28 protein-coding genes and 1 pseudogene are annotated in these 24,832 nt (G+C 68.3%); 16 read left to right on the top strand and 13 right to left on the bottom strand.

What is annotated here, in order from left to right; genetic code table 11:
• Positions 1-488: 488 nt before the first annotated feature.
• Positions 489-1,838 carry a DUF445 domain-containing protein gene (locus OG332_RS16645; RefSeq protein WP_327414222.1) on the top strand — a complete coding sequence of 450 codons (1,350 nt, stop codon included), beginning with the start codon at positions 489-491 and terminating at the stop codon, positions 1,836-1,838.
• Here OG332_RS16645 and OG332_RS16640 read toward each other — a convergent pair.
• Both OG332_RS16640 and OG332_RS16635 read right to left on the bottom strand, forming a co-directional pair.
• Positions 1,808-2,842, bottom strand: coding sequence for a hypothetical protein (locus tag OG332_RS16640; RefSeq protein WP_327414221.1), 1,035 nt, complete (start codon positions 2,840-2,842; stop codon positions 1,808-1,810). The two genes, OG332_RS16645 and OG332_RS16640, sit on opposite strands and share 31 nt — an antisense overlap.
• Positions 2,843-2,876: 34 nt before the next feature.
• Positions 2,877-3,413 carry a GNAT family N-acetyltransferase gene (locus OG332_RS16635; protein ID WP_327414220.1) on the bottom strand — a complete coding sequence of 179 codons (537 nt, stop codon included), beginning with the start codon at positions 3,411-3,413 and terminating at the stop codon, positions 2,877-2,879.
• Between the two features lie 109 nt (positions 3,414-3,522).
• Here OG332_RS16635 and OG332_RS16630 point away from each other — a divergent pair, with 109 nt between their 5' ends.
• Entirely contained in the window at positions 3,523-3,867 is a 345-nt protein-coding gene (locus OG332_RS16630) for a hypothetical protein (RefSeq protein WP_327414219.1), read from the top strand.
• 39 nt (positions 3,868-3,906) lie between these two features.
• On the top strand, positions 3,907-4,203 hold the full coding sequence (locus tag OG332_RS16625; RefSeq protein WP_327419252.1) for a hypothetical protein: 297 nt from the start codon (positions 3,907-3,909) through the stop codon (positions 4,201-4,203).
• A gap of 14 nt (positions 4,204-4,217) precedes the next feature.
• Here OG332_RS16625 and OG332_RS16620 read toward each other — a convergent pair whose 3' ends face one another.
• Positions 4,218-4,664, bottom strand: a complete 447-nt coding sequence (locus OG332_RS16620) for an SRPBCC family protein (protein WP_327414218.1) — start codon at positions 4,662-4,664, stop codon at positions 4,218-4,220.
• Positions 4,665-5,026: 362 nt separating this feature from the next.
• On the opposite strand from OG332_RS16620, the gene OG332_RS16615 reads away from it, so the two are divergent.
• The 9 genes and pseudogenes from OG332_RS16615 (at position 5,027) to OG332_RS16575 (ending at position 10,469) form a co-directional block, all read left to right on the top strand.
• Complete coding sequence (locus OG332_RS16615) at positions 5,027-5,275, top strand: hypothetical protein (protein WP_327419251.1); 249 nt, start codon at positions 5,027-5,029, stop codon at positions 5,273-5,275.
• Positions 5,241-5,774, top strand: a complete 534-nt coding sequence (locus OG332_RS16610) for a DUF6879 family protein (RefSeq protein ID WP_327414217.1) — start codon at positions 5,241-5,243, stop codon at positions 5,772-5,774. The genes OG332_RS16615 and OG332_RS16610 overlap by 35 nt, the downstream gene beginning before the upstream one ends.
• Before the next feature lie 30 nt (positions 5,775-5,804).
• A pseudogene (locus tag OG332_RS16605) lies at positions 5,805-6,005 on the top strand (helix-turn-helix domain-containing protein); the annotation flags it as partial.
• 51 nt (positions 6,006-6,056) lie between these two features.
• On the top strand, positions 6,057-6,650 hold the full coding sequence (locus OG332_RS16600) for a Scr1 family TA system antitoxin-like transcriptional regulator (protein ID WP_327419250.1): 594 nt from the start codon (positions 6,057-6,059) through the stop codon (positions 6,648-6,650).
• 171 nt (positions 6,651-6,821) lie between these two features.
• The gene (locus tag OG332_RS16595) at positions 6,822-6,947 is read left to right on the top strand and encodes a hypothetical protein (RefSeq protein WP_327414216.1); all 126 of its coding nucleotides are present in this window, start codon (positions 6,822-6,824) and stop codon (positions 6,945-6,947) included.
• 98 nt (positions 6,948-7,045) lie between these two features.
• Positions 7,046-8,545: an MBL fold metallo-hydrolase gene (locus tag OG332_RS16590; RefSeq protein ID WP_327414215.1), complete on the top strand. Its 1,500-nt coding sequence runs from the start codon at positions 7,046-7,048 to the stop codon at positions 8,543-8,545.
• Complete coding sequence (locus OG332_RS16585; RefSeq protein WP_327414214.1) at positions 8,542-9,411, top strand: hypothetical protein; 870 nt, start codon at positions 8,542-8,544, stop codon at positions 9,409-9,411. Before OG332_RS16590 ends, OG332_RS16585 begins: the two co-directional genes overlap by 4 nt.
• 50 nt (positions 9,412-9,461) lie before the next feature.
• Complete coding sequence (locus OG332_RS16580; RefSeq protein ID WP_327414213.1) at positions 9,462-9,818, top strand: VOC family protein; 357 nt, start codon at positions 9,462-9,464, stop codon at positions 9,816-9,818.
• 15 nt (positions 9,819-9,833) lie between these two features.
• A complete protein-coding gene (locus OG332_RS16575; RefSeq protein WP_327414212.1) occupies positions 9,834-10,469 on the top strand; it encodes a GNAT family N-acetyltransferase in 636 nt (211 codons plus the stop codon).
• Between the two features lie 82 nt (positions 10,470-10,551).
• On the opposite strand, the gene OG332_RS16570 is transcribed toward OG332_RS16575, so the two are convergent.
• Complete coding sequence (locus OG332_RS16570) at positions 10,552-10,758, bottom strand: DUF397 domain-containing protein (RefSeq protein WP_327414211.1); 207 nt, start codon at positions 10,756-10,758, stop codon at positions 10,552-10,554.
• Positions 10,758-11,603, bottom strand: a complete 846-nt coding sequence (locus tag OG332_RS16565; protein ID WP_327414210.1) for a helix-turn-helix domain-containing protein — start codon at positions 11,601-11,603, stop codon at positions 10,758-10,760. Before OG332_RS16565 ends, OG332_RS16570 begins: the two co-directional genes overlap by 1 nt.
• Before the next feature lie 198 nt (positions 11,604-11,801).
• Here OG332_RS16565 and OG332_RS16560 point away from each other — a divergent pair, with 198 nt between their 5' ends.
• Complete coding sequence (locus tag OG332_RS16560) at positions 11,802-12,455, top strand: ATP-binding protein (protein ID WP_327414209.1); 654 nt, start codon at positions 11,802-11,804, stop codon at positions 12,453-12,455.
• A 28-nt stretch (positions 12,456-12,483) separates the two neighbouring features.
• On the opposite strand, the gene OG332_RS16555 is transcribed toward OG332_RS16560, so the two are convergent.
• On the bottom strand, positions 12,484-13,239 hold the full coding sequence (locus OG332_RS16555) for an HNH endonuclease (protein WP_327414208.1): 756 nt from the start codon (positions 13,237-13,239) through the stop codon (positions 12,484-12,486).
• Positions 13,240-13,392: 153 nt separating this feature from the next.
• Between OG332_RS16555 and OG332_RS16550 the strand changes: the two genes are divergently transcribed.
• Positions 13,393-14,589: a DNA cytosine methyltransferase gene (locus OG332_RS16550; protein ID WP_327414207.1), complete on the top strand. Its 1,197-nt coding sequence runs from the start codon at positions 13,393-13,395 to the stop codon at positions 14,587-14,589.
• On the opposite strand, the gene OG332_RS16545 is transcribed toward OG332_RS16550, so the two are convergent.
• The 7 genes from OG332_RS16545 to OG332_RS16515 all read right to left on the bottom strand — a co-directional run bounded on the left by OG332_RS16545 (position 14,590) and on the right by OG332_RS16515 (position 23,488).
• On the bottom strand, positions 14,590-15,084 hold the full coding sequence (locus OG332_RS16545; RefSeq protein WP_327414206.1) for a very short patch repair endonuclease: 495 nt from the start codon (positions 15,082-15,084) through the stop codon (positions 14,590-14,592).
• 18 nt (positions 15,085-15,102) lie between these two features.
• Positions 15,103-15,858: an NgoMIV family type II restriction endonuclease gene (locus tag OG332_RS16540; protein ID WP_327414205.1), complete on the bottom strand. Its 756-nt coding sequence runs from the start codon at positions 15,856-15,858 to the stop codon at positions 15,103-15,105.
• A gap of 14 nt (positions 15,859-15,872) precedes the next feature.
• Positions 15,873-16,835 (bottom strand): NaeI family type II restriction endonuclease, encoded by a 963-nt coding sequence (locus tag OG332_RS16535; RefSeq protein WP_327414204.1) that lies wholly within the window; start codon positions 16,833-16,835, stop codon positions 15,873-15,875.
• 94 nt (positions 16,836-16,929) lie between these two features.
• Positions 16,930-19,869 carry a Z1 domain-containing protein gene (locus OG332_RS16530; protein ID WP_327414203.1) on the bottom strand — a complete coding sequence of 980 codons (2,940 nt, stop codon included), beginning with the start codon at positions 19,867-19,869 and terminating at the stop codon, positions 16,930-16,932.
• A 6-nt stretch (positions 19,870-19,875) separates the two neighbouring features.
• Entirely contained in the window at positions 19,876-21,414 is a 1,539-nt protein-coding gene (locus OG332_RS16525) for an ATP-binding protein (protein WP_327414202.1), read from the bottom strand.
• A gap of 162 nt (positions 21,415-21,576) precedes the next feature.
• Positions 21,577-22,581: an SEC-C domain-containing protein gene (locus OG332_RS16520; RefSeq protein WP_327414201.1), complete on the bottom strand. Its 1,005-nt coding sequence runs from the start codon at positions 22,579-22,581 to the stop codon at positions 21,577-21,579.
• Between the two features lie 64 nt (positions 22,582-22,645).
• Positions 22,646-23,488: an IS5 family transposase gene (locus tag OG332_RS16515; RefSeq protein ID WP_327414200.1), complete on the bottom strand. Its 843-nt coding sequence runs from the start codon at positions 23,486-23,488 to the stop codon at positions 22,646-22,648.
• 126 nt (positions 23,489-23,614) lie between these two features.
• Between OG332_RS16515 and OG332_RS16510 the strand changes: the two genes are divergently transcribed.
• Positions 23,615-24,430, top strand: a complete 816-nt coding sequence (locus OG332_RS16510) for a class E sortase (RefSeq protein WP_327414199.1) — start codon at positions 23,615-23,617, stop codon at positions 24,428-24,430.
• An 81-nt stretch (positions 24,431-24,511) separates the two neighbouring features.
• Complete coding sequence (locus OG332_RS16505) at positions 24,512-24,829, top strand: DUF6412 domain-containing protein (RefSeq protein ID WP_327414198.1); 318 nt, start codon at positions 24,512-24,514, stop codon at positions 24,827-24,829.
• Positions 24,830-24,832: the final 3 nt, after the last annotated feature.

The following is a 24,832-nucleotide window of genomic DNA, read 5'->3' as shown; positions in this document are numbered from 1 at the left end:
GGCTGGACGGTGCGTCGGCCGCCGGAGCCTGCGTCCCCGCGGCGCCCCGGCCGCCGCCGGCCGGAAAGGGCACGGGACGGCTGGTGGTTCGGGCCCGGGAACACCGGCCGGTCGCGGCAGCGAGACGGGACAGGGGCCGGTGGCCGGGCTGGGGGCCTGCTGCCCGGCGCGCCTGCGGCGGTCGGCTTGGGGGCACCGCCCCGTCGGCCGCGGCGGTTCGCGGCAAGCCCGGCGGTGGCTCGGCTCGTCGGGCCTGCGGCCCGAGCCGTCCTCCGGCGGTGCTCGGGGCCGGGGGCGCAGCCCCGTCCACACCGCGGGCCCGGGGCGAACCGTACCGCAGCCCCGCGGGAGCGAAACGGCGGGGCGCGGGGCAGCCCCGTACCGCAGCCCCCGCGGGAGCGAAAGGGCGTGGCGGGAACTCCTCGGGGTTCCCGGGAGTCGGATGCTGTGCAGACAAAACCGGCGCCCCCGGGGGAAGGCAGGAGCACGTGGAGAACCGCAGCACAGCCGGAGGCACCGCCCCGCCACCACCATCACCGTCCGCACCACCCGTACCGCCCCCCGCCCGCGGAGCGTTCGTGTTCAACGCCGCCGACGAGGAGCGCCGGCGCGGGGTCCGGCGGATGAAGACCATCGCGACCGGTCTGCTGGTCCTGGTCGCGCTGGTCTACGTACTGGCCAAGTACGCCCAGCACGCCTGGGGCGCCGGCGGCTGGGCCGCGTACGTGGCGGCCGCGGCCGAGGCCGGCATGGTCGGCGCGCTCGCGGACTGGTTCGCCGTCACCGCGCTCTTCAAGCGGCCGCTCGGCCTGCCCATCCCGCACACGGCGATCATCCCGACGAAGAAGGACCAGCTCGGCGTCACCCTCGGCGAGTTCGTCGGCGAGAACTTCCTCTCCTCCGACGTGGTCCGGGCCCGCCTCCACGCCCTCGGCATCGGCGGCCGCCTCGGCGCCTGGCTGGCCGAGCCCGCCCACGCCGACCGGGTCACGGCCGAGCTGGCGGCAGCCCTGCGCGGGGCCCTGACCGTACTGCGCGACTCAGACGTACAGGCCATTGTCGGCGAGGCGATCACCCGGCGCGCCGAGACCGCCGAGATCGCGCCGGGCATCGGCAAGACCCTGGAGCGGGTCGTCGCGGACGGCGGCCACCGCCGGGCCGTCGACCTCATCTGCGCCAAGGCCCACGACTGGCTCGTCACGCACGGGGACTCGATCACGGACGCGGTCCAGGGCGGCGCCCCGGGCTGGACCCCGCGGTTCGTGGACCGCAAGGTGGGCGAGCGCGTCTACAAGGAGCTGCTCCGTTTCATCACGGAGATGCGGGACATGCCCGAGCACCCGGCGCGCGGGGCGGTGGACCGTTTCCTGCGGGACTTCGCGGCCGACCTCCAGTCGGACACGGAGACGCGCGCGAAGGTGGAGCGCCTCAAGTCCGAGATCCTGGCGCGGGACGAGGTCCAGGACGTGATCGCCTCCGCCTGGTCGGCTATCCGGTCGATGATCATCTCGGCGGCGGAGGACGAGCAGAGCGAGCTGCGCCTGCGGGTCCGCGCCTCGCTGACCTCCCTGGGTGCGCGGCTGGCCACCGACAGCCGGCTGCAGGCGAAGCTGGAGGGCTGGATCGAGGGCGCGGTGGTCTACGTCGTCACCACCTACCGGACCGAGATCACCTCGCTGATCACGGACACGGTGGCGGGCTGGGACGCCGAGCACACCTCCCGCAAGATCGAGGCCCACATCGGCCGCGACCTGCAGTTCATCCGGATCAACGGCACGGTGGTCGGCGCCCTGGCGGGCCTGTTGATCTACTCGGTGTCCCGCGCCTTCGGGGCGTAGCCAGGGGTGGGCCACGGCCCCGGAAGCGGCAGCTCCGGCTGGGCGTGCCCGCGGGCGGTGACGCCCGGCGGCGCGGGGCGGGCCGCGCCCAGGGCGAGGAGTGATCGCAGCGCTGCGATCACGTCGGCCGGTCGGTCCCGGAGGATCGCCGGGGTCGTACTGGCGACCAGGACTCCGCGGGACTCCAGGCGCAGCCGGCGGTGCAGGGTCGCCTGCCAGGAGTCGCGCGTGTAGTGGTACTCCGCGGAGTCGACCTCCAGCGCCACCCCCTCCTCGGGCCAGTACGCGTCCGGGCTGGCGAGGAAGGCGTCGTTCGGGCCGTAGAGGCGGGCGTTCCACAGCGGGGCGGGGAGGTCCGTGGCGGCCAGGGTGTCGCGGGCGCGGCCTTCGGCGATCGAGCGGACTCCGGCGAGCAGTTCCGCGGCGGCCGTGCGGACGGCGGGGCGGTGTCGGATGCGGCCGGCGCGCAGTTCGGCGTGCAGGTCGTGCGGGTGGCACCAGCCGCCCTGGACGACGTTCGCGAGTACGGAGCGGACCAGGTCCGGGTCTTCGGTGCGGGCCGCGAAGTCCGCGGCGGCCCGGACCGGGCGGGTGCTGGGGACGCCGTGGATGTGGAGGGTCGCGGGCCAGCGTGAGGTCGAGCCGGGGCGGACGCGGCCGGCGGCCGCCACCGTGCGCGGGGAGCGGACGAGTACGTGCAGGGGGTCGGGCGGGGCGCCGCGGATGCCGAGGAGCGCGAGTGCGGCGCCGCCGGTGAGTGCGGCGGTCGCCCCGGACAGCGGATCGGCGGCGGGCTCGGCGGCGTACAGGACGGCGGACAGCGCCTGTTGCCTGGGGTCCGGCGGGCCGGTCTGCAGGAGGTACACCCGTGGCAGGAGCCTTTGCCAGGGCCCTCCGTGGCGGCTGCGGCCGCTGATGGTGGCGGCCGGGATCCCGGCCCGCTTGAGCTGGTGGTGGGTGGCCGTGTTCTGCTGGCGCTGGGCGACGGCGATGCGCGTGATCATGCCCCGGGTATGCCCGGTGGGGTGCGGGCGACGCTCAGGCCGAGGGGTGGTTCGGGGCGAGGAAGACGACGACGCCGTTCTCCGTTCCGGGCAGCGGGGTGACCTCGTGCCAGCCGAGCCGGCGGTAGGTGGCGACGGTGTCGGTGGCCACGCGTGCGGTGAGGAGCCAGGCGCGGGCGTCCGGGGCGTCGGCGGTGATCTCGGCGAGGAGGGCGCGGCCGGTGCCGTGGCCGCGCGCGTGCGGGCGTACGGCGAGCTCGTCGATCTCCAGGGCGCCGATGAGGAGTTCCCGTACGCGCTGCCGGCCGAGCTGCGCGGTGACCTGCCCGTAGGCTCGGTCGGTGGGGAAGGCCTTGGGGGTCAGCCAGGCGGTGGCGAATCCCTCGATGCCGACGGCCGACTGGGCGAAGGCGGTACGGAAACCTGTGCGGCGGCTGTCGGCCTGGAGCCGGGCGGCGAACTGGCGAATGGTTTCTTCGTCTTCGTTCCACGGCGGCGCGGAGAAGACCTCGCTGTAGGCGTCGGCCAGTTCGTCCGACAGGTCCAGTACGGCCGGTCCATAACAGATCACGTTTGCAGCTCCTTGGGCCGGCTTGGGCGGCTTCGGTCGTATCGCCCCTCTCAGAGAGTGAATCTACGCCGGGGAGGTTCCCTGGAGGGCAGGTGCGCGGATCCGGAGGGTGTGCGACAAATCCGACTTCCGTACGTTGCCGCGGACCGCCCGTATCGGCGGCGCCCGGGCGGGCGTTGAACCGGTGGAGCGCGAGGCCGAACGCGTCGCACGAATCACGAATCACGAATCGCAGGAACCGCACGACAACCCGGAGCCCAGCGTGCCCAACACCCTCATCACCCGCGTCCTGGTCGCTCTCGGGGGCTGCGCCGTGGCGTTCTTCATCATCCTGGGGGTGATGGCCGTGCTTCCCCGTGCGGTTCAGGACACCCTCCCGCCCGGTGTCCTCGGCGGAGCCGTCGTGGTGCTGGGGGTGGCGGCCGCGCGCCGCTTCACCCGCCGGCCGCGTTAGCCTCGACCGGTGACGTCCGAACGGCTGGAGGCCCCCACCATGGCGCAGATCCCCACCTCACTCGTGGCCGCGGGCGGCCTCGTCGGCGGCTACGCCGCCGCCCGCTGGACCGGCAAGCGCCCCCTCGGCGGCGTGGTCCTCGCGGCCGCCGGCACCGTCGCGGCCCGCGAATGGCACCGCCGCACGTCCCCGACGACCACGGCCCTCCTCGGCGCGGCCTACATCGCCGCATTCGCGGGCTCCCACCCCCTGGCGAAGAAGATCGGCCCCTGGCCGGCGGTCTTCACCGCGGCCGCCACGGTGGCCCTGGCCGCATACGCGGCGGCGGACCGCTAGGGGGCATCCGGCCCTCAGGCCCTCAACAGCCCCTCAAGCTTGTCGAAGCCCTGGGACCAGCCCTCGTCGTGCAGGGCGAGCCGCCCCTCGGTGGCGAAGCCGCCCTGCACGAAGACGAGCCGGGTCGAGCCCGTGCCGTCGTCGTGCAGCTCCAGGATCACGATCGTCTCCCGGTCCTCGGGGTCGGGGTCTTCCCAGCAGAAGGTGTACGACAGCAGGGCGGGCGGCTCCACTTCCAGGAATTCGCCGGTGAGGAAGAAGGACTCCCCTTCCGGCGGTTGCATCTCGATCCGATAGACCCCACCGGGCCGCAGATCGCTCTCCACCCGCGGAATGCTGAACCCGTCCGGCCCCCACCACTTCGACAGCTCCACGGGATCGGTCAAGGCCCGGAACACCACCCCGGGCGCTGCCGGGAACATCCGCACCATGCGAAGCCTGTGCGAGCCGTGCTGAGTCATCGCGCCCCCTGGGCACGCGGCGGAAAAAGCGACTCATTCCATTGTAGGAGGCTGGAACCGCACTGTCGCAGGGACGCCGCAGCTACGGGATGCGCCATCGCAGCTGCGCCGCCCCGGCGGATCAGCTTCAGCAGTCTCCGTTCCGGGGACCGAACCGTCTCACCCCCTGAGCCAGGGGGCACGCGCCGCTGCTCACCGCCAGCCTGGCAGCGCGCACGCCCAACCCCACGAGGGGCCAGGCGCCCTGTCTAGGCGCGACGCATTACAGCCAACCTGACTACATGCATGGCGCATTGAGCCGCCCACCTGCTTGGGTGAGAAGCGTGCAAGATGTCGCAATCGGCTCGACGCAGGAGGCGGTCATGGCACTACGGTTCGTCGGGATCGACCCCAACACGGACACGGGCCAGTGCCCGACCGTGTGGGTTGATGAGAACAATGCCGATGTGGTGTTGCAGGGGTGGAAGGCCGACCAGGCCACCGAGGCCGAGTGCCTGGAGACTGGTTCGATTCCGGACACCGAGGCAGTAATCCGGATTCCAGTCCGCATGGTGCAGATCTTGAGGGAGGCGTGCGATGCCGCGGAACAACGAGCCCGTACCGAGCTTTGACGAACTGCTCGACTCAGCACAGTACTCAGCCGTCCACCTGGAGATGCGCGACGCGTACGGCGTCGCGCACGAGTCCGCGGGCTTCGCCTCGTGGCTGAGCACCGGGGAGCGCGAGACCGACCCGGATTCCGACTACTGGCGCGGGTGGGTCGACCTGGTCCGTCGGACCGTAGCCCGGGGCGTGCAGGTCCGACGGGCTCGCATCGTGTCCGAGCCGCTGAGCGACTATGCCCGGTACGGCCACGCGGGCGCCTCGGTCAACATCGCGGCCGGGGAACAAGTGCGGTACCTGCCCCGTCGCGAGGCGTCGGACATCGCACTGCCTGGCAATGACTTCTGGCTCATTGACGACCGTGTCATCCGGTGGAACCACTTCACAGGCAACGGGGGCTCCGCGGGCGGGGAGATGTGCGAGGACCCGCGTGTGGCGGACCTTTGTGCCACCGCGTTCGAGACCGTGTGGAAGCGCGCCGTACCGTTCGCTGACTACAAGGTCTGACCGCCCCAAGCGCCAACTGGATCGCCGTCCATGCCCTCCCCTCTGTCCAGCGTCCAGGCAGCCCGTTCCGCACTCGCGGCACGGCTGCGGGACATGCGCCTGGACGCTGGGCTGGCCGGGCACGAACTATCCGTTGCCTGCGGCTGGGACCCTGCGAAGACCTCCCGCATCGAACATGCGAGGGCTGTGCCGTCCGATGCCGACATACGCGCCTGGTGCCGGGCGTGTGGTGCTGAGGACCAGTCCGCTGACCTGATTGCCGCTGCCCGTACCGCCGACTCCATGTACGTGCAGTGGAAGAGGCTGAACCGGGCTGGCCTCCGCCACCTTCAGCAGGAAGTCGTGCCCCTCTTCGAGCGCACGCGATCGTTCCGGGTGTACTGCTCCAACGTGGTACCCGGCTTGCTCCAGACCGAGAGATACGCGCGTGCTGTCCTGGGTGCTTACGGCGCCCTCCACCAGATCGCCACCGACGTGGAAGAAGCAGCCGCAGCCCGAGTGGCCCGGTCACAAGTGATCCGGGATGGCCGCCACCGCTTCGCGCTGCTCGTGGAGGAATCGGTCCTCCACTCAGGGATCGGACCAGCCGCCACCACGGCCGAGCAGCTCGCGTATCTCCTAGAAGTCATGTCCCTGCCGTCGGTCTCCCTCGGGATTCTCCCCGTCAGAACCGAACGGCCACTGTGGACGCTGGAGAGTTTCACCATCTACGACGACCTTCAGGTTGGCATCGAGTTGCTGTCGGCCCGCGTCACCATCACATCGCCAGGGGAGATCTCGCTGTACGCGAGAGCCTTCGGTGAACTGGCTGGACGGGCCATCTATGGGGCGGCAGCCCGTTCCGCGATCACCGCCGCCATCGACACCATCGCGTGAACGTGCGCAATTTTCCGCAAGAACATTGAGGCCCAACTTCGGCTATCCGTAGCTTCGTTGGAACAACGCCAACCCGTACAAAGGGTGGTGTCGCCCCCTCAGTGAGGCGGGGAACGGCGGATGCATTCGCAGCCGTCGAAGATCAAGTGATGGAGGTACGCGATGCACCGCGTGAAGCCCCCGATGAAGACCAGCCAGACCGTTACCGCCGAGGCCGTCCGCAGGCTTCAGCAGCGCGTGACGGCGTTCGCCGCGACTGGCACGACCAACAACTCCCCGACCACCTATCACCGGTAGATCCTGCCGATCGGCGTACCGGCGCGGAGGGGGCGTCCGATGTCCCCCTCCGCGTCACACCCCCGGCAACCCTGACCGACCGTGCAAAGGAGTTCGTCATGGCAGCCGCCCCCGTCGGCCTGGAACTGACCTTCCTGGGCCACCAGACCTGGCACATCACCGACGGCCTCTCCTCCGTCCTCCTCGACCCGATCCTTGCGCCCGCCTTCGGAGCCGGGAGCCTGGAGTTCGCGATCTGGCCGCCCCGCACCGTGGACACCCAGGGCATGCCCGCCCCGAACGCCGTGATCCTCAGCCACGAGCACCTGGACCACTTCCACCTGCCCTCTCTGGACCTCCTCGCCCGCACCGTTCCGGTCTACACCGGCACCACCACCCCGGCCGCCGTCACCGACGCGATCGAGGCCCTGGGCTTCGCCGTTCATCGCCTGGACCACACCCAGCCGCTGCACGTCGGCGACATCGAGATCACCCTCTACCCTGCCGGCGCCCGCACCCTCTTCTGGGAGAAGCGCGTCTCCCAGCCCCTGGTACGCCTGTCCGGCACCACCGGGAACGACGTCTTCATCGGCGTCGACGCGGACGTCTCCGACCTCTACATCGAGCAGCTGGCCCAGGGCGCCCTCGCCCCGCCCAGGCTCGCGGTCGTCTCGAACAATGCCCAGACCGTCCCCTTCGGAGCGCTCGGCGCTGACAACAATCTGCTCCCCGGCCTAGATGGCCCCCGCAACCGCACCACCGGCGTCCAGATCCTCAACGGTCTGCTCATCGACTACCTCAAGCCCCTGGACGGCGTTCGCGACGTCGCCCTGTGTGGCAACGGCTTCACCGCGCCGCGCAGCCCCCACGGCCCCTTCCTCTACGCCGACCACAAGGCCCTGGCCGCCACCGCAAACAAGCTCCAGCACCTCTTCCGCGTGCACGGCCCCCGCCCCGGCGACCGCCTGACCGTCCCGGTCGGCGACGGCCCGCTCACCACCTCCCGCGTTGCCTGGGTCACCCCCGACCCCGTGGCGGAGCAGACCGCCCTCGCCGCACTCGCGTCGTTCATCGACTCCCCGCAGCGCGTCGAGCCGACGCCTGTCACCCCGCCCCTGGACAAGGAGGAATGGGAGAAGGCCGAGACTCTGGTGGCCGAGGAGTTGCCCCGCCTGGCCCGCGAGCTGATCGCCACCCGCACCGGCGCCCTCGCTACAAGCATTCACGACTACCTCCACGGCGCCCTCGGCGCCCACCGCGCCGCACTCCGCTTGCTCGACCCGCCGGGCCGCCCCGGTGACGTCGACACCTACGCGTGGAACATCACCGGACCCAGGTGGGACAAGGCGGAGCCGACCAGCAGGGAGGAGGCCATGGCCGCTTATCCCTTCGGCATCGAGATCTACTTCCAGGACCTGGCCGCCGTCTTCCTCGGCCGCGCCCAGGTCTGGGATGTCGTCGGCGGCTCGTACCAGGGCTGGCACATCGGCGAGAACCTCGACTCCCCGGTCTACGCCCTCTTCGCGATCTACGGCGAGCACCAGCGCCCCGACCTCGCCGCCCGCTGCTACGCCCACAGCCTCGCCGCGCTCGGAGTCCACCAGGAGACCCCGGCATGACCACCGCCCCCGCCGGGCCGCTGGACGGCGCCGCCCGCACAAGGCCCGACGGGTGGCTGGCCACCCCGCTCACCACCGACCGGGCCGCCGCCGAACGCCAGGCCCACGTCATCCTCGCCCGCCACCACGACAACGAGCCGGGCCCGGTGTACTGCCTCACCGCCCGCTACCGCACCGCCGTCTTCGCCCTCGGCAGCCCTCCCCGCCGGGTCCTGAAGCGGCACGCGGACGAAGCCGCCTACCAAGGCGAGGTCCTCGCGTATGAGCTGCTGGCCGGCGAGTGCGTCCTGCCGGACCTGCACCGCGTCTGTGACACCTCCCGGACCCTGCTCGTTGACTACCTGGATCAGGCCGTCACCCTCACCAGCACTGATGCGTTTGACGAGCTGATCCGGGCGGTTGCCGCGATCCACACGGTCGCCGCCCGCTGGCATCCGGCGGTCATTGAGGCTATGGCGAGGTGGCGCGCCGGCGCCGCCGTCGACGCCCCGCCCCCGGAGTGGATCAACGACGCCGACGGCTGGCATCGGCTTCTCCAGCTCGTCCGAGAGGCTCACGGTCCCGACCACGTCCCCCTCGGACACCTCGACCTCAAGCCGGAGCACGTCCGTCGACGCGGCGACGGGCACCTGGCTCTCATCGACGCCGAAACCCTCCGCCCCGACATCACGGGGCTGGCCGACCTCATCACGCTCGCCTACATCGCAAGCGACGAGCCGCACCTGTCGCCCCGCTGGGTCCGCCACGCCTACCTGCACCACGTCAACGAACTCGGCGCCCAGTGGAACGACCACACCCTCAGACGCGCCCTGACAGCGTTCGCCGGCGCCACCGGCCTACGTTCCCTGCACGGCGCCCACGAGTGACCGGCACAGCGGTACCGTGCCAACTTCCCGACGCATAGGAGAACCCCAAAGTGCTGCGCGGCATCCGCACCGTCATGGTCTTCGTCGACGACCCCGAAGCCGCCGCCCGTTGGTGGGGCGACATCTTCGGATCCGAGGTCAAACTCGACATCAACGGCACCGCCGTCTACGCCTGGCTCGACCTCGACGGACTCGAGTTCGGCTTCCACCAGGCGTCCCCCAAAGCCAACCCCCACGGTGGAAGCACCGTCCCGTACTGGCCCGCCGAAGACCTCGACACCGAACGCAAGCGCCTCCTGGACGCTGGCTGCATCCACCACCGGGGCCCCCTCGACGTGGAACCCGGCCGGCGCATCTGCCAGCTCGTCGACCCGTTCGGCACGATCTTCGGACTCGACGGGCCCTGACTCCGGAGCCTGCCCATGCGCCACTGGCCCATCACCGGCCTGGAACTCACCACGCCTGACCTGATCCTCCGTCTCCCTACGGACACCGAACTCGACGCCCTCGCCCAAGTGGCCGCCGAAGGCGTCGTCCCCGACGGGGCCGTGTACTTCCCGCAGCCCTGGGCGTCAGCACCACCACCGGAGCGAGCGCGGAACGTCGTGCAGAACCACTGGTGGGCGCGAGGAGACTGGACCCACGACAGCTGGCGCCTCCTGCTCGCCGTCTTCCATGGCGAGCAGGTCATCGGGCAGCAGAACCTCTCCGCCCGCCACTTCGCCACGACCGGCGAAGCTCGCACCGGCTTCTGGCTCGGCAGCCGGTTCCAGGGACAGGGCTACGGAACCCAGATGCGGGCCGCCGCCCTCGCCCTCGCCTTCGACGGCCTTGGCGCTACCCGTGTCACCTCCACCGCGTTCGCCGACAACGCGGCTTCCCGGGCCGTGTCCCGACGGTTCGGCTACCAGCCCAACGGGGTGCACCGTGTCGCGGTGGACGGCTGCCCCTTCGACGAACACGAGGAAGTCATCGAGACGGCCGACTGGCGGGCCCACTCCCATCTCGTAACCGTCGAGATCAGCGGCCTGCCCGCCTGCATCACGTACTTCCGCTGACCGACCGCCGACACGTTGCGCCCATCCGCCGGTACGACCGAGGGATGCAGGCGCAGGGGAAGCTCCGCGCAGCGAGGCGTGCCTAGACCCAGTCGTTGTGCAGCCTGTCCAAGAATGCGCGCCAGGCAGCATCCTTGAACCAAATTGTGCTTCCTGCCGGTCGCTTGGAGTCCCGCACAGCGGTTGAGCCGGCGAGGAGGGCGGCCTCGACACACTCGCTATGCTCGGCCCCGCTGTAGGAGGACTTGACCCAGCCGTCGCTGCCTATGGCCGGTGAAATGAGGTGCATTACAACTCCTCGTGGACACGCTTGATTAGGGCTGATGATGCAGCCATGTCCAACGCTTGTGCGCGGAGGTACTCGAAGGCAAGCCGGTAGCGGTCCAGCTCTTTGTCCTGCTCCATGAACAGCGAACCTACGTGAGTGTCCACGTACACGACATCCAAGGATGGCTCGGGCCCGCCGATGATCACGAAACTGCCCATGGCGGCAGAGTGCGCACCCTTGGAGAAGGGCAGCACCTGCAAGGTGATGTGCTGAGACTCGTTGGCCTCAAGGAGGCGCTCGAGCTGAGCTTTCATCACCTGTCGCGAGCCCACAACACGTCGGATCACCGACTCGTCGAGGATGGCCCAGAGGTGCGGTGGCTTGGGGCGGTCGAGGATCTCCTGACGCTTCATCCGGATATCGACGAGCCGTTCGATCTCCTCGGGCGGCAGCCTCATCTCCGAGGCGTACTGGACGGCCTCTGTGTAGGCACGTGTCTGGAGAAGCCCGGGAACGTAGAGGCAGTTGAAGTGGTCCTCCCTCACGGCCTCGTCCTCCAGGGTGAGCAGCAGGTTCATGCTTTCCGGAATCGAGTCGGCGATGGAGTTCCACCACCCTTGCCGCTTCGCGCCCTTCGCGAGCTCCACGACTGCCTTCAGCTCGGCATCCGTGGCCCCGTATTCGCGGCACAACGCCTCCACGATGGGCCACTTCACCGGCCCTGCCTGAGTCTCGTAGCGGCTGACGGTTGCCTTGGAAACTCCGACGAGGTGGCCGGCATCCTCCAGAGTCATGCCCGCGCGGGCGCGCAGCTTGCGCATGGTCGCCCCGAGCTGTCGGCGTCGGGTGGTTGCTCTGGCTGACATGCGTACCGTCTCCCGAGGTGCTGTTCTGCTGCCGGAGTGGAGGCAACAAGGCTATGCGCGACGGACGTTGCGCCGTCGGGATTCACCCGGACGATTCTCGTGAGAAGTTACATGGTGAGACTTCTCAATGCGATACTCCACTCGTGACGCTACGCAGCGCAGTCGTACGGATACGGCTGGTGCCGGTGCTGTCGTGGCATGGGAGGGAGCTCCATGAGTGGATATCCGTCTGTCGACCGCCGGTCCCGCTGTGTTCTGCCGTTCACGGCGGAGGCTGCGGAACTGTGTCTCCTGCGACGCATCGTCAGAGATCAACTTGTTGTCTGGGGCCTCCCGGCCCTCGCTGAAGATGCGCAGCTGGCCGTCACGGAACTCACGGCCAATGTGATCAAGCATGTGGGTGCGGGCACGTCCGCGACGCTGGTCATGGAGTCAGAGCCTGCCGAGGCACGTCTTCGAGTAGAGATCCACGACAAGAGCCACACCACCCCCGTGATGGAGCGGCCGTCCCGTGAAGAAGAGTCCGGCAGGGGCCTGCACCTGCTGGCTGCGCTGGCGGTCGACTGGGGCACGGTTCTGACGGCAACCGGCAAGGCGGTCTGGTGCGAACTCGCACTCCAGCCGGACCGGCAGTACCGTCGGGTGCAACGCGGAGCGGCCGTCCTGGCGGCCTACCGCGGTCTCTCCGATAGCCCGCACCCTCCCGCCGCCTGGCGCCCGCAGGCCGTGGAGCAGTCGGTGGCTGATCTCATCGCCGACGTCCTCCACTGGCTAGCAGCACAGGGCTGCGACCCGGACGACATCCTGGACCGCGCCCAGACCCACTACGAGGCCGAGACGGGCGCGGCGTGAGGTGGGTGCAGTCGCGGAGTCCTGGAGGCTATCGCTGCGGAGGGCCCGCGACCTGCTCCATCTCTGCCCTCAGCTCATCGGGCGTACGCCATGACGCTCCGCGGTGGCTGCGATGACACATGCGGTGGCAATTGGCGCACAGCAAGGCAAGATCATTCAGCTTGGTCTCGCGCGGGCCCGAAATGTGGAGTGGCAGCGCGTGGTGCACTTCGATGTAGCCGTCCCCAAGCTCCCCGTACGCAGAACTGAAGTCGAAGGTGCAGACAGCGCACTGAAGAGGCAGTCCAAGTTTGTGGATCTGGCTGATCTTGCGCCTGCGCAATGCGGGGTTCCGCTCGCGAGAGATCGCCCACCGTGCAAGCAGTCGACCTTCAGCAGCGGTCGTTCCGTCCTCGTCTGCTTCATCGGGCTGCTCGGGGATCAGGGCAAGCTGGCCGGACCCGATGCCGGCCTCGATGGCCTGTGCAGCTTGAAGCATCGCGGCCTCGCGAGTGAGGAACTCCTCGATGATCCGCTTGTCCAGGCTCCCGCCCTTCGTGGGCCTGCCCGAGTAGCCGGGATGGTTGGAAGCAAGATCCGTGGTCTTGCGGGAGACACTCCCAACCGACCGGTACTCGGGAAGACGCTCGGCCAGGCCGCCACGCTCGGGCAGAGGCAAGGACCGGAGCAGGTCAGAGAGCTCGGTCACAGCTGGATCGCCGACCCGCAGCTCCCGCCAGCCGTTCTTGACTACGAGCGCGCAGGCCAGCAGCAGTTCATCCCATGTCCAGGCAGGGCTTCGCATGACGGATATCGTACAAGCGTTCGTTGTGACGTGGGGGAGTAATGGTTAAGCCGAATCGTGTCGCACACTTGGAGGGTTGTCAGTGGGGTCTGTCACCCTCTGTAAGGGCGGATTGCAAGGTGTGTCCGTCGCGTAAGTCTGGAAGGAGGGTGCATGACCAGCACTGACTCAGGTTCGAGGTTCACGTCGGTCGAGATCTGTGCTGGAGCCGGCGGGCAGGCCATTGGACTGCATCAAGCGGGTTTCAGGCACCTCGCGCTCGTAGAGATCGATACGCATGCGGTTGGGACGCTGCGTAAGAACATCGATGAGCGGAAGGAGTGGAGCTGGGAGAAGGAGCACTGTGACCTCCTACCTCCAACCGACGTCAAGCTGTTCGACCCCGACAAGCATCTGGAGAAGAGCGGCAGGCTGCTGCGGCAAAACGGTCTGGATCTTCTGGCCGGAGGCGTTCCGTGTCCGCCGTTCTCCCATGCGGGCAAGCAACTGGGCAAGGATGACGACCGCGATCTCTTCCCCCGGATGCTGCAGCTGGTTGAACAGCTGAATCCCCGCGCGGTGATGATCGAGAATGTCCGCGGGATCATGGACCCGAAGTTCTCCGACTACCGCGACTGGATCATGGCCCAGCTGCAGGGTGGTAAGTACCGCGAAGAGGACGGGAATGTAGTCGAGGTCAGAGGCCTCGACTACACGGTGTGCAAGTGGGGTGTCCTGGAGGCAAGTGATTTTGGCGTCCCGCAGCTGCGCCCGCGTGCCATCTTGGTGGCCATCCGGAACGACGTACTCAAGGACCTGAAGTACGAGTGGCCGTCCCCGACGCACGAGGATCCGGTGAGCGTCGCGGATGCCCTCAAGCAGACCATGCATGACCGGTACAAGGCCTACTTCAAGGGCGCCTACGCGGAACGCGCTCGCGAGGCGTATGACGCGTGGCTCGAGAAGGCGACAGACCGTGACGCTGAGCTGAAGGGCAAGGGGGGCGGCATTGCGCCCACTCTTGTTGGCGGTTCGAAGAAGCATGGTGGCGCTGACCTCGGACCCAGCCGGGCCAAGGCAGCCTGGAAGCAGCTTGGTGTCTCGGGACTCGGCGTTGCGAATGATGCCGAGACCTGCCAGAAGAAGGAATCCGAGGGCAGGGATCTCTTCGGACCCGATGGGCCGATGCTCACGGTGGAGCAAGCAGCGATCATTCAGGGATTCCCGAGAGGCTGGCATTTCGACGGCGGTAAGACCGCCCAGTACCGGCAGGTGGGGAACGCCTTCCCGCCTCCAGTGGCCGCTGCCGTAGGCAAGTCGATCATTGAGGTCCTGCAGGCTGCCCGGGAGCGAGATCGCGGACAGGCGTGATCAGACCGCGCCCGTGCCCGTATTCCTTGTGCGGGCACGGCGCTTCTGGACCTCTGCGGCAATCCGAACGGCGCATTCCCCCGACGGCTCGTGCTCCCAGAAGCGGAGCACTGTCCAGCCTGCCTCGCGGAGGCGCTGATCGGTGTCCCGGTCGCGGGCCATGTTGCGGGCCACTTTGTCTGACCAGTAGCCGGGGTTTGTCTTGGGTGGTACGTAGTGCTCGGGACATCCATGCCAGTAGCAGCCGTCGATGAACACTGCCACCTTCGACGGACGGAAGACGATGTCTGCCGTCCGTCGAAGACCGGGCAGAGGTCTCGCGGCTACGCGGTAACGCAGCCCTTGTGCGTGGAGCAGGCGTCGGACCAGCTGCTCAGGCTTGGTGTCCCGGCTACGGATCGCTTGCATGTTGCGTCGCCGGGCAGCAGAAGACGCCCATGACCCCTCTGGCGGTGACCACGCATCGCCGTCAGGCTCGTGCAGCACAAGACTCATCGGGATCTGCCTTTCCGGCTACCAGCCTGCCAGAGTGGCGGCCAGTTCTTCGTACGGCAGGACTCGCCGCTGCTCGACGCACTCCTGCCAGTCGTCCTTCTGCTGGCTGCTGCCCACTGCGTCGACGGCCGCGGTGAGGGAGTCGAAGGCGATGTGATAGACGGCGTCTACTTCGCCAGTTCCCCGTGCGATAGCTGCGATGCGGCTAGGCATCGGCTCCGCCGTAACTGTCACAAGGTGTGGCAGCCGCCCTCGGCGGTGCCTGATCATCTGGAGGAACTCATGCCGAATGTTCTGGACTCGGTCTGAACGGATGGTCCACTTGCAGGACACGGCGGCGTGCAGAAAAGAGTGCTTGTCCTCGGGGTCAGGGGACTCCTCGATGCCGACGGTGACATCAGGCTTGATCAGATAGTCCCGTCCGAGTTCAGCACGTAGTTCGGGGTGCTGGCGAAGCAGTTGCGAGAGCCTGGCCAGATGTGCGTACTGGCTGAATGAAGTGACCAGCTCTCGGTGATCCACTTGCCAGGCTCGGGCAGGGGCCAGCCGGCTGAGAGTGTCAGCCAGGTCGCGGCTTACAGCGTGCTCCAGGGCTGGGCCCAGCTCCTTGGGGTTGGTCCTGTGTACTACGGGTGCGATGTCAAGGTGCTCGAGTATTGCGGCGGCCAGAGCCTTGGACGGTTCGCTATTCGTATCTGCGGTGTTGGCGACGAGGGCCGGCGACTTGTCCAGTCGCTTCCAGCCCAGCAGGTGGCTGGCGAATGATGTGGTCATCTTTCGGGGTCCGCCTATTCGCTATGGGACGGAAGGGCCGGGGCCACAGCCGATACTTCTCCTGCGAGCGCGCAGGTCCACATCCGGCCGGCCAGGTGAACGCTCGGCTGCCCATTGTGGAGGTGCGTCACTTCGACGAGGCGCGTGCTTACGAATTCACCTTCCTGAGGAACTGGCAGACCGAGTTCGGCTGCGATCCGGCGGTGACTCCCGTAGTCCCCCATGATGACGATGCCCTCCTCTTTGAGGGCTGACCGGGCGCCGCCATTTCCGCGGACTCGCTTCATGTAGTCCTTTTGCTGCGCGACCGTACGTACAACACTTCGTCCGATGCGGCGATTCTGTGCGCGCCGGAATAGTTCATTGAGCCGAGCCTGGCCTGATTTTGGCGTCATGACCGCATCTCGGTCGGCTTCCTTCATGTGTAGCAGTACGTTCTCCGGGAGCTCTGTGTCATGCCAAAGCCAAAGAATCTTGTTCCGGTGCTCAGCCTTCACCGTGAGTTTCAGATCGCGGTTATTGCCCTTGTTCAGCCAGTCCGGCGTTATGCGTAGCAAGCCGGCGCTCCAGCGGCTCTTGTAGTCGTCTGCCCACACCAGAAGGCAGAGATGGCCCATTGCCTCGGGCGGGATCATCCAGGCGCCGAACTGCTGGGAGTATTTACAGTCAACATCGACGCCCGCGATCTCGTAGTCCATGTCGATGCCGTCGTCGAATGTGAACTCCCGCTGGAGATTGATCTCGACGAGCGTCCCCGCGTGAGTCTTCTCGGTCTTGAAGAGCGTCTTCCAGTCGTACCGGCCAGTGACCTCGCCGTTGAGAAGCTGGTCGATCGTGTCGCGGAGAACGGCGGCGAATCGCTGGCCTGCTGGGTCAAGTCGGAGGATGTGCTTGTGCACCGCTGACAGCTCCGGGTCACCCTCTAAGAGTGCCTGGGCGTGGATGTTGGTCGCGGCTGAAACATCCAGAGGAAGCAAGAGACTGTTCCTTGTCTGATGATGTGTACGTTGGTGCTGTGCATGGCGAACACGGCAGCCCCGATGCTTGTCAGGGCTGCCCGTGCCTGTTGTCTCAGCTACCTGACCGCATCGCCTGATAGCGGAGCAGGCGACGTGAAGAATCGTTGGCTGCGGTGGGCGGGACCACTGTGAACGCCATGATCACTTGCTGGGGATCTGCCGTCCCGTTTGTGACGGCAGAGAGGAGCCCTGTGTCGTTAGACGTGTCGACCACCGGATAGAGCAGGACGATGCCCGTGCGAGGCCCCACACCCAGTGCGCCCGCTCGGGCGCTGGTGACGTCCTCGCCTGCTTCCCTGATGACGGATTCGGCCCATCGACGGTGTTCCATACCGGAGATACGGCCGAAAGCGGCTTTGTCGAGCTGACGCTTGCGCCGGACCAGCGAGGTCGGTGCGGAGCCCAGCACGCTCGCTTCCACCCGTCGGCTCGATGTCGTCTGCGGTGCGACGAGCAGCCAGTCGTCCACCCTGGCGAGTTCGCCGTCGAGCTTGGAGAGGTAGCTGAGGTGCGGAGCGAAGTGGTTGTCGCCTTCCCACTCCAGCTGACGCAGGACGCTGACCAGGCTGGCATGCGGGATCAGTGACGTCCTGGCCTCGAACCTCCGGGTGAGGGGGCTGGTCTCGTCCGGAGGCAGCTCCAGCGTCTGCGCGGCCCGGCCGAACACGTCGAGGAGCGGCAGCCAGCGCTTGCCGTTGGCCTCGATCACCGAAGCATCGCGGGGATAGGCGGCCGGCTCGATAGGCCGCCCCGGTGACCGGATTTCCGTCAGTTCGGCGTTGAACATCTTGTTGCGTGCTGTCGGCTTGATGAGACCGAGATGCTGCGAGACCAGCGGGAGGACCTGAGTAGGCGTCAGCTGAGGCTCGCCGTCGATCATCTCCGCGTACTGGGCGAGTTCGGAACGGAATGCCTCCTCGTCCTGGCAGATCGCCTCGAACGCCTCGTACAGGTCGAGCGTCTTGTCCCTCCCGAAGGGTTCCTCCCGGCCGATGTAGAGGCGCACGAGGTCCCGGTAGCCGGAGCGGAACCCGAACCAGCGGCCCATCTGCATCAGGGTGTCGGCCTGCTGGGTCTTCCGGCGGTAGTAGGTGACGGTCAGACCCTCCACGGTGAAGCCGCGGGACAGTTTGGTGCCGCCAACGAGGATCTTCCAGACGTGCGGGGTGCGGTCGAAGTCCAGTCCGGGCTGCGCGTAGTCCTTTTCGTTCGCGCCATTGACGACGAGGACGGGACTCCCGCCGGATGCGATGAGCTGCCGGGCGCGGCTGACGTGGGGGCGTAGCCCCTCGTACGAGCCGGGGACGGGCAGACCGTCAGCTCGGGCGCCGCACACCAGCTTGTGGTCCGCTTCGAAGAGCGCGGCCAGGCGGCCGTGAGATTCGCTGCTCATGTAAGAGGAATCCCAGAGCGCCTTGATGCGGTCGGCGAGTACTGCGTGGTCCGCTACGCGCACCGACTCGTGAATCAGCATGGTGTGGTGGCGGAAGGCGCCTTCGGGAACGCCGTTCGCCGCTCGGTAGAGCTTCAGAGCTCCGGCCAGCACGAACGCGTCCATCGCTTCCAGCAGGCGGTCACCCGTACCGCTGTCGATGCCGCGCACGTGAGCGGCTTCCTGAGAGGTGGCGACCGTCCGCTCGGAGCTGGGCAGGTCGGAGTGCAGGTCGTGGAAGTCCTCCACTCCCATATATCCGACCGGGCGAGGGAGGGAGATCAGGAAGTCGCGCGGGAAGAGGTCGGCGGAGTCGTCGGGGTCGACGAATACGTTGGCGAAAGGGGTCGCCGTGTAGCCGATGTACTGGGCTCGCGGCATCAGGCGAAGAAGTTCGCAGACGAGACCGTTGATGGCGGACCGGTTGGCCTTGCCCCCTTCCCACGTGGCCGGGTTCGTGGTGTTGACGGACGCCTGGTCGGACTCGTCATCGATGATGAGTGCCGGTACCTCGCTGAGGATCGGGCCGATCTTCTTGAGGTCGTTGACGAGTTTCGTCAGGACCGACTTGTTCTTCTTGACCACCATGACGCGGGCTGCCGCATGGTGTAGGTTCGCCGGGTCATGGAGCGGAAGGGCCTTTTCCACTTTCTCGATGTCGAGCGCCCGGATGCCCCGCTCCAGGGACTGGTAGTCCTTGTCCTTTGTCGTGAGGCGTTCGATGTCGAACGCTCCCCGATGAGAAGGCCGGCCGCCGTGCGAGACGAACTTCGCGGGCCAGTCCTCGTCGTCCTGGTAGTCGACACCGATCAACGCGTCGAGATCGTCCGGGTCCGCGCCGCGGAGGATGTTCTCCTGTCCGATCAGCTCCATGTCGAGCCGCCGCTGCGTCTGGCCGCGCAGCAGGTTCAGCGTGCCACCCAGCACGATGACCAGCCGGTAGCCGGCGTCCATCGCCTTGGCTATGACACCGGTGAAGTTGGCGGTCTTGCCGGATTGCACATAGCCGACGACCAGACCCCGGGCCGCGTACGCCTCCGGCCGTGCCGGGTCCGCCAGCCGTTCGACGACATTGTGGGCAGCTTCCCCGAGGCTGGTGATTGCCGTCTCACTCCAGCCCTTGCGCCGCAGGAGGTCCTCGTACGCCGGCCAGTAGAACGCACGGGCCAGCGCCTTGTCCCGGGTGTACCAGGCCTGGTTGCTCTCGCTGATCACCACGGGCTGGGAGCCCTTGTCGACGGGAACAGCGGTGTCCAGTGCCTTGGACAAGTCGTCATCGAAGCGCAGGAGCGCGTACACGTCGGCCCGCCGGGCGTCCGAGCAGGGCGGCGCGCTGGACCAGTCGGCGGTCAGGACGGCGTCCCACTGGGCCAGGGAGCGGCTCCAGACCGTGATAAGCCCCGGGTCGCTCGCGGCGAGGCGTGCCCGGAAGACGTCAAGGTCGGCGTCGTGGCCGTCGTCCGTCTCCGACAGTCCGGCCGCGATCCGGCTGAAGCCCCTCGGGGCACGGCGCATGGCGGCGAGCACGTCGGTGTGAAGATTGAGCAGATTGTCAGTCACAGGGGGCTACGGCTCCAGTCCACGAGACATTTCACAACGCGCGGCAGACACCAGCACGCTGTTCCACAAGGCCATCTCGTCGTTGCGCTGGGCGCTCGACCGGCCCAGCCGGAAGTTCTTTTCGAGCATGAGGTAGAGCAGGCCTTTCAGCGCCGGAGCGTCATTCGCCCCCGCTCTCCGGCCGTTGTTGAAGGCTGGGCGGTACTCCTTGTTGAGCCGGACGGCGTGTTCCTCGCGGTCGATGTCGAAGAAGACGTCCGGCGGGAGTGATTCCCAGCGGAACGTGATCGGGTCCTCTCCCTCGATCTGCGGCAGCTCGTCCCGGAGGGTGCGCTTGAGCTTGGGATCGATTCCCTTTCCGGGCGGGACGGCACTCGTGCGCTGCACTTCAGTGGAACGCCGGGCAGCCTCGCGATAGACCGCTTCCGCTTCTGCCACGTACGCGGCAAAGGGATGGCCGTCCGTGTCGGAGGCCTTCTCGATACCGCGAGCGAATGCCGGTGTAACGCTGACCCCGTCCTTCTTCACGGTCAGGCTGAACACGCCGTTGGGTGACGAGGGAAGATCCAGCGAGATCCGGGCCAGGCTGTGGTGCGTCTCCGCGCTGCGGATGCCGTTCCAGCCGCCGGCCTGGACGAGGCGGTCATTGCGGTAGATGTAGAAGCCCTGCCGGTCCGCCAGTGGGCCGATGCCCCGGAAGGACACGAGCTGGGACCGGGGCGGCCACACATGGGCCTGAAGAGCCACGCCGCCGACGCCCTCGATGGGAGCCGTGTATGTCCGCGGGTAGCCCGCTCGCCCCGGAACCCGGTAGCCGAAGGGGTCGATCGGCTCCACCCCCCGGTGATCGAGTTCCTCCTTGGTGCGGACGTCCTCCACGACGAGGTCGATGTGGAACCCGTCCCGGGCCAGGAACCTGTGCAAGTAGAGACCGAGATGGGTCTCCAGCTTCTCGATCTGTTCGTTGAGGAACCGGTCGCTCTGGCCGGAAAGCACAGTGTCAAAGGCGCGGACGGCATCCCAGCGGACGATGGTGCCGTGCCATCCGATGACCCCGTCGTAGCGGTCGACCAGATCCTGGCAGTACCGCGGATCCACGATGTCGCAGCTGAAGTCCTGCTGCGCATGAGCGGTCAGCCAGCGCCGCCCCGCGGCGGGACTGCGCTTGGTGCGACTCACGACGGTCAGGGACTCGGCGTGCGAGAGCGAGGCAGCCTTCAGGCCGGCTCCGAAGTGGCCTAGCGCTCCGTCGGCATAGCCCTCGCGGCCGCCGACGATCATCGCGACGTCGAGAGCGGCGTCGTCCATTCCACGGCCGTCGTCGATGACCAGCAGGCTGACGAGCCGGTCGTCGGCGCGCAGAAAACTAATGACGACGTTGCGGGCGCCTGCGTCGATCGAGTTGTCCACGAGGTCGGCGATAGCGGCCTCGAATCCGTATCCCTGATGTGCCAGCGATTTGACGTAGCGGGCAGCTGGCGGAAGCTGCTTGCTGCCCAGTGTGGGTATCTCGAACTGCCAGTCGCCGGATGGTGAATAGGGCATATGAGCAGCAAACCTCTAGAGCGCAGGGATGGATTTATCCGAGAGTGGAGGAGCTTCCACTCCATATCTGCGGATGTCCGATGACGCTAACGCATAGCCAGATTTTCGGGCAGCCCTATGAGGTCACTGTCCGGGATGCGATACCGGCGGGTGCCTGAGCCGTCACCTCCGAGAGGCGCCGTGGCACTCCGCGTACGGCTTGCCCGAGGTGCACCAGCAGGGGGACGTGGGGGTGGGGGGCCAGGGGGTGGCCTTGCCGCGGGCTGCCAGGGTTGTGGCGTATTCGGCCAGGAGGGACGGGGAGGCCGGGGAGGTCTTTTCGGAGGCCGCGAAGGCCTCGTAGGACGGGACGCTCGCGGTGACGATGCCGAGGTTCGTGGTGCCCGAGGCGGCGAGGGCGCGGAGGGAGGTTTCGATCTCTCTCAGGTGGGCCTCGTGCGAGGTGTACTCCGAGGCGAGCGTGGGGTACGAGGTGAGGAGTTCGGCCAGTTCGCGTACGGGCCAGTGGAGGATCGCCACCGGGAAGGGGCGGGAGAGGGCCGCGCGGCGGTCGCCCAGTTCGGCGCGCAGGCGGGCGATCTCGGCGCGCAGTTCGGCGGGGTCGTCGGAGCCCAGCGCCCAGATGCGCTTCGGGTCGTGGAGCTCGTCGAGGGGGATCGGGCCGATGTGGCGGGTGTCGGCGACCATGTCCCAGTCGTCGTGCGGGCGCCCGAGGAGGCGGCGTACCCGGTGGCGGCCCGTCAGGAGGGCGGTGGTGGCCTGGGTGAGCGGGTCGTCCTCCGTGATGAGGAGGGTCGCCGCTTCGGTGAAGCACTCGTGCGAGGCCTCCAACTCGTCGTGGGCCTCCAGGGCTTCCGCGATGACCTCCCACGGCGCCGGGTCCTTCGGGGAGGCGGCGCGGATGCCCGAGATGAGGGCGCGGGCCTCCGCCTCGTGGCCGTACTCCCAGAGGTTCGCCGCCTGCAGGGCCTTGATCAGGTGGGGGTCGGACGGGGAGGAGGAGAGGAGTTGGTCGTAGAGGGTGCTCGCCCGGTCGCGTGCGTCGGCCAGTTCGAGGTGGGCCGCGGCCTGGAGGAGCAAGGGCTCCTGGTCCTCGGGGTAGCGGGTCGCCGTGCGGATGAGGCGCTCGGCTTCGGCGATGTGCTCGGCAGGCGTGTCGGGGCGCATGGTTCACACCGTACTGCTGCTGGTCAGTTGACGGGGGAGGACTTAGACCGACCGGCAGTAGGCGTCACTTGAGTCGTCGGGTGGTGGGGCGGGTGTCCCAGCGGTATTGGAGCGTCGCGCGGCGGATGAGCATGCGGAGCGTGACGATCGTGGCGGTGAGGTGCAGGTAGAAGTCCACGACGTTGCCGTTCTTCTCGGTGCAGCGCCGCAGTTTGCCGAAGCCGTTCATCCACGAGTGTGCGCGCTCCACCACCCAGCGTTTCCCGGCTTGGATTGGGGCGGGCACACCCTTGCGGGCGATCTCGACGGTGAAGCCGAACTCCTCCAGCGCGGTCCGGGTCTTCGCGCTGTCGTAGCCGCGGTCCAGGTTGACGTTGACCTGCTCGGGGAGTGGTCCGACCTGGGTTTTCACGGCGTCGAGGGTGGGGATGAGCAGGGGCGAGTCGTGCCGGTTGGCTCCGGCGGAGACCAGGCCGAGCGGAACACCGCGGGCCTCGGCTGCTACCGAGCGTTTCAGGCCCTGCTTGCCGCGGTCGACCGGGGAGCGGCCGGCCTTCTCGCCGCCGCAGGGCGCCTTGGTGATGCAGCCGTCGACCGACAGTTCGTCGAGTTCCAGGCCGATCATGCGGTCGTACGCCTCCAGGGCCAAGGCGTGCAGTTGCTGACATATCCCCAGGTCGGCCCAGTGTCTGACGCGGCGTCGGATAGTGCGGTCGGAGCAGCCGGGACTGGCGATGCGTTCGTAGCCGGAGCCGTGCACGAGGGCAGCGATCACGTGCTCGAAGACGATCCGGTCGGGGAGGCGCGGATTGTGGCAGCCAAGCGGATGGCCGTCCACGTGCGCGGGCAGCAGCGCCGCGAACTGGTCCCACAGGGGTTCGAGCAGGCATGATGGCAGGACAGGCACGAGCCCTCCGGTGATCACTGAGCGTAGAGAACTCCATGATCACTCAGGCTCGTGCCTGCCTTGCGCTCGGGCCGCCGATCACCGACACCCACGGCCCTACTGCCGGTCGGTCTTAGGGTGCCGCCCGTGCGAGATCGCGTACCTGTGGTGGTGCAGGGGAGCGGCCGGCGGGGGCGCCGGGCCGGTCTCGCGGGGGTGCTGTGGGCGGGCGCCGAGCTGATCGTCACCGTGGGGGTGGCGATCCTGTTGCTGGTGGTGCATCAGGTGTGGTGGACCAACCGGCAGGCCGCGGCTGCCGCGCAGGAGCAGGTCCAGGCGCTGGAGCGGGCGTGGGGTGAGGGGCCCGTCGCTGGTTCCGGGGTCGGTGGCGGTGGCGGGGACGAGGCCGGGGTCGGTGGCGGGCCGGTGGTGGGGCCGGAACCGAGCGGGCCGGCGGATTCCGGGGCGGCGCCCGCGGCGACCCGGGCCGCCGCCCGGCCCGCCGCCGGGCCGCCTGCGCGGGACCGGGCGTACGCCGTCCTGCGCGTTCCGCGCCTCGGCCTCGTCGTCCCCGTCGCGCAGGGGGTCGACAAGCGGGCCGTCCTCGACAAGGGCTACGCCGGGCAGTACCCCGGGACCGCCGGGCCCGGGGAGCGGGGGAACTTCGCGCTGGCCGGCCACCGGAACACCCACGGCGAGCCGTTCCGGTACATCAACCGGCTGCGGGCGGGCGACGAGCTGATCGTCGACCTGCGGGGGCGCAGGTACACGTACGTGGTCGGGAAGATCCTGAGCGAGACGACCGAGCGGGACACCGGGGTGATCGCGCCCGTGCCGCAGAGCCTGGTGAAGCCGGACCAGGGGTACGGCGAGCCCGGCGCGTACATCACCCTCACCACCTGCACGCCCGAGTACAGCTCCAAGTACCGGCTGGTGGTCTGGGGAACCCTCAAGTCCTCCTGACCCGTTCCGTTGTCAGCGGGGCCGGTTACCATCGAACGCGTACGTGACATCGCGCGCGGGAGCGGAGAGGGGGAGGTTCGTATGGCCGGCGTGTTCGCCAGGGCCTCGCGGGCCCTTGCCGTACTGCTCCCGCTGGTGCTGCTCGGGGGAGTCCTCGGACTCTTCGCCGGGGAGAGCGGGCTCGGCGCCGTCGTGGTGGCCCTCGCGGCCACCGTGGCCGTGGGCACCGAGGCCCTGGCCGCCGCCGCACGGCTCGTGCGGCCCGTCCCGCCGCACCGCATACGCACCGCGATGCGTGATCGCGAGCAACGCACGGCGTTCCTGCCGCAGCGTGACCCCGACGCCTCGGGCCGGTCGCGGCCCAGGGCGCCCGGCCGTGCCCTCCTGACGGCCGCGTAGGGG

Origin of the sequence: Streptomyces sp. NBC_01233, from assembly GCF_035989305.1 — a bacterium.
In the GTDB taxonomy this organism is placed as follows: Bacteria; Actinomycetota; Actinomycetes; order Streptomycetales; family Streptomycetaceae; genus Streptomyces.
This window is presented reverse-complemented; position numbering and strand designations above follow the sequence as displayed.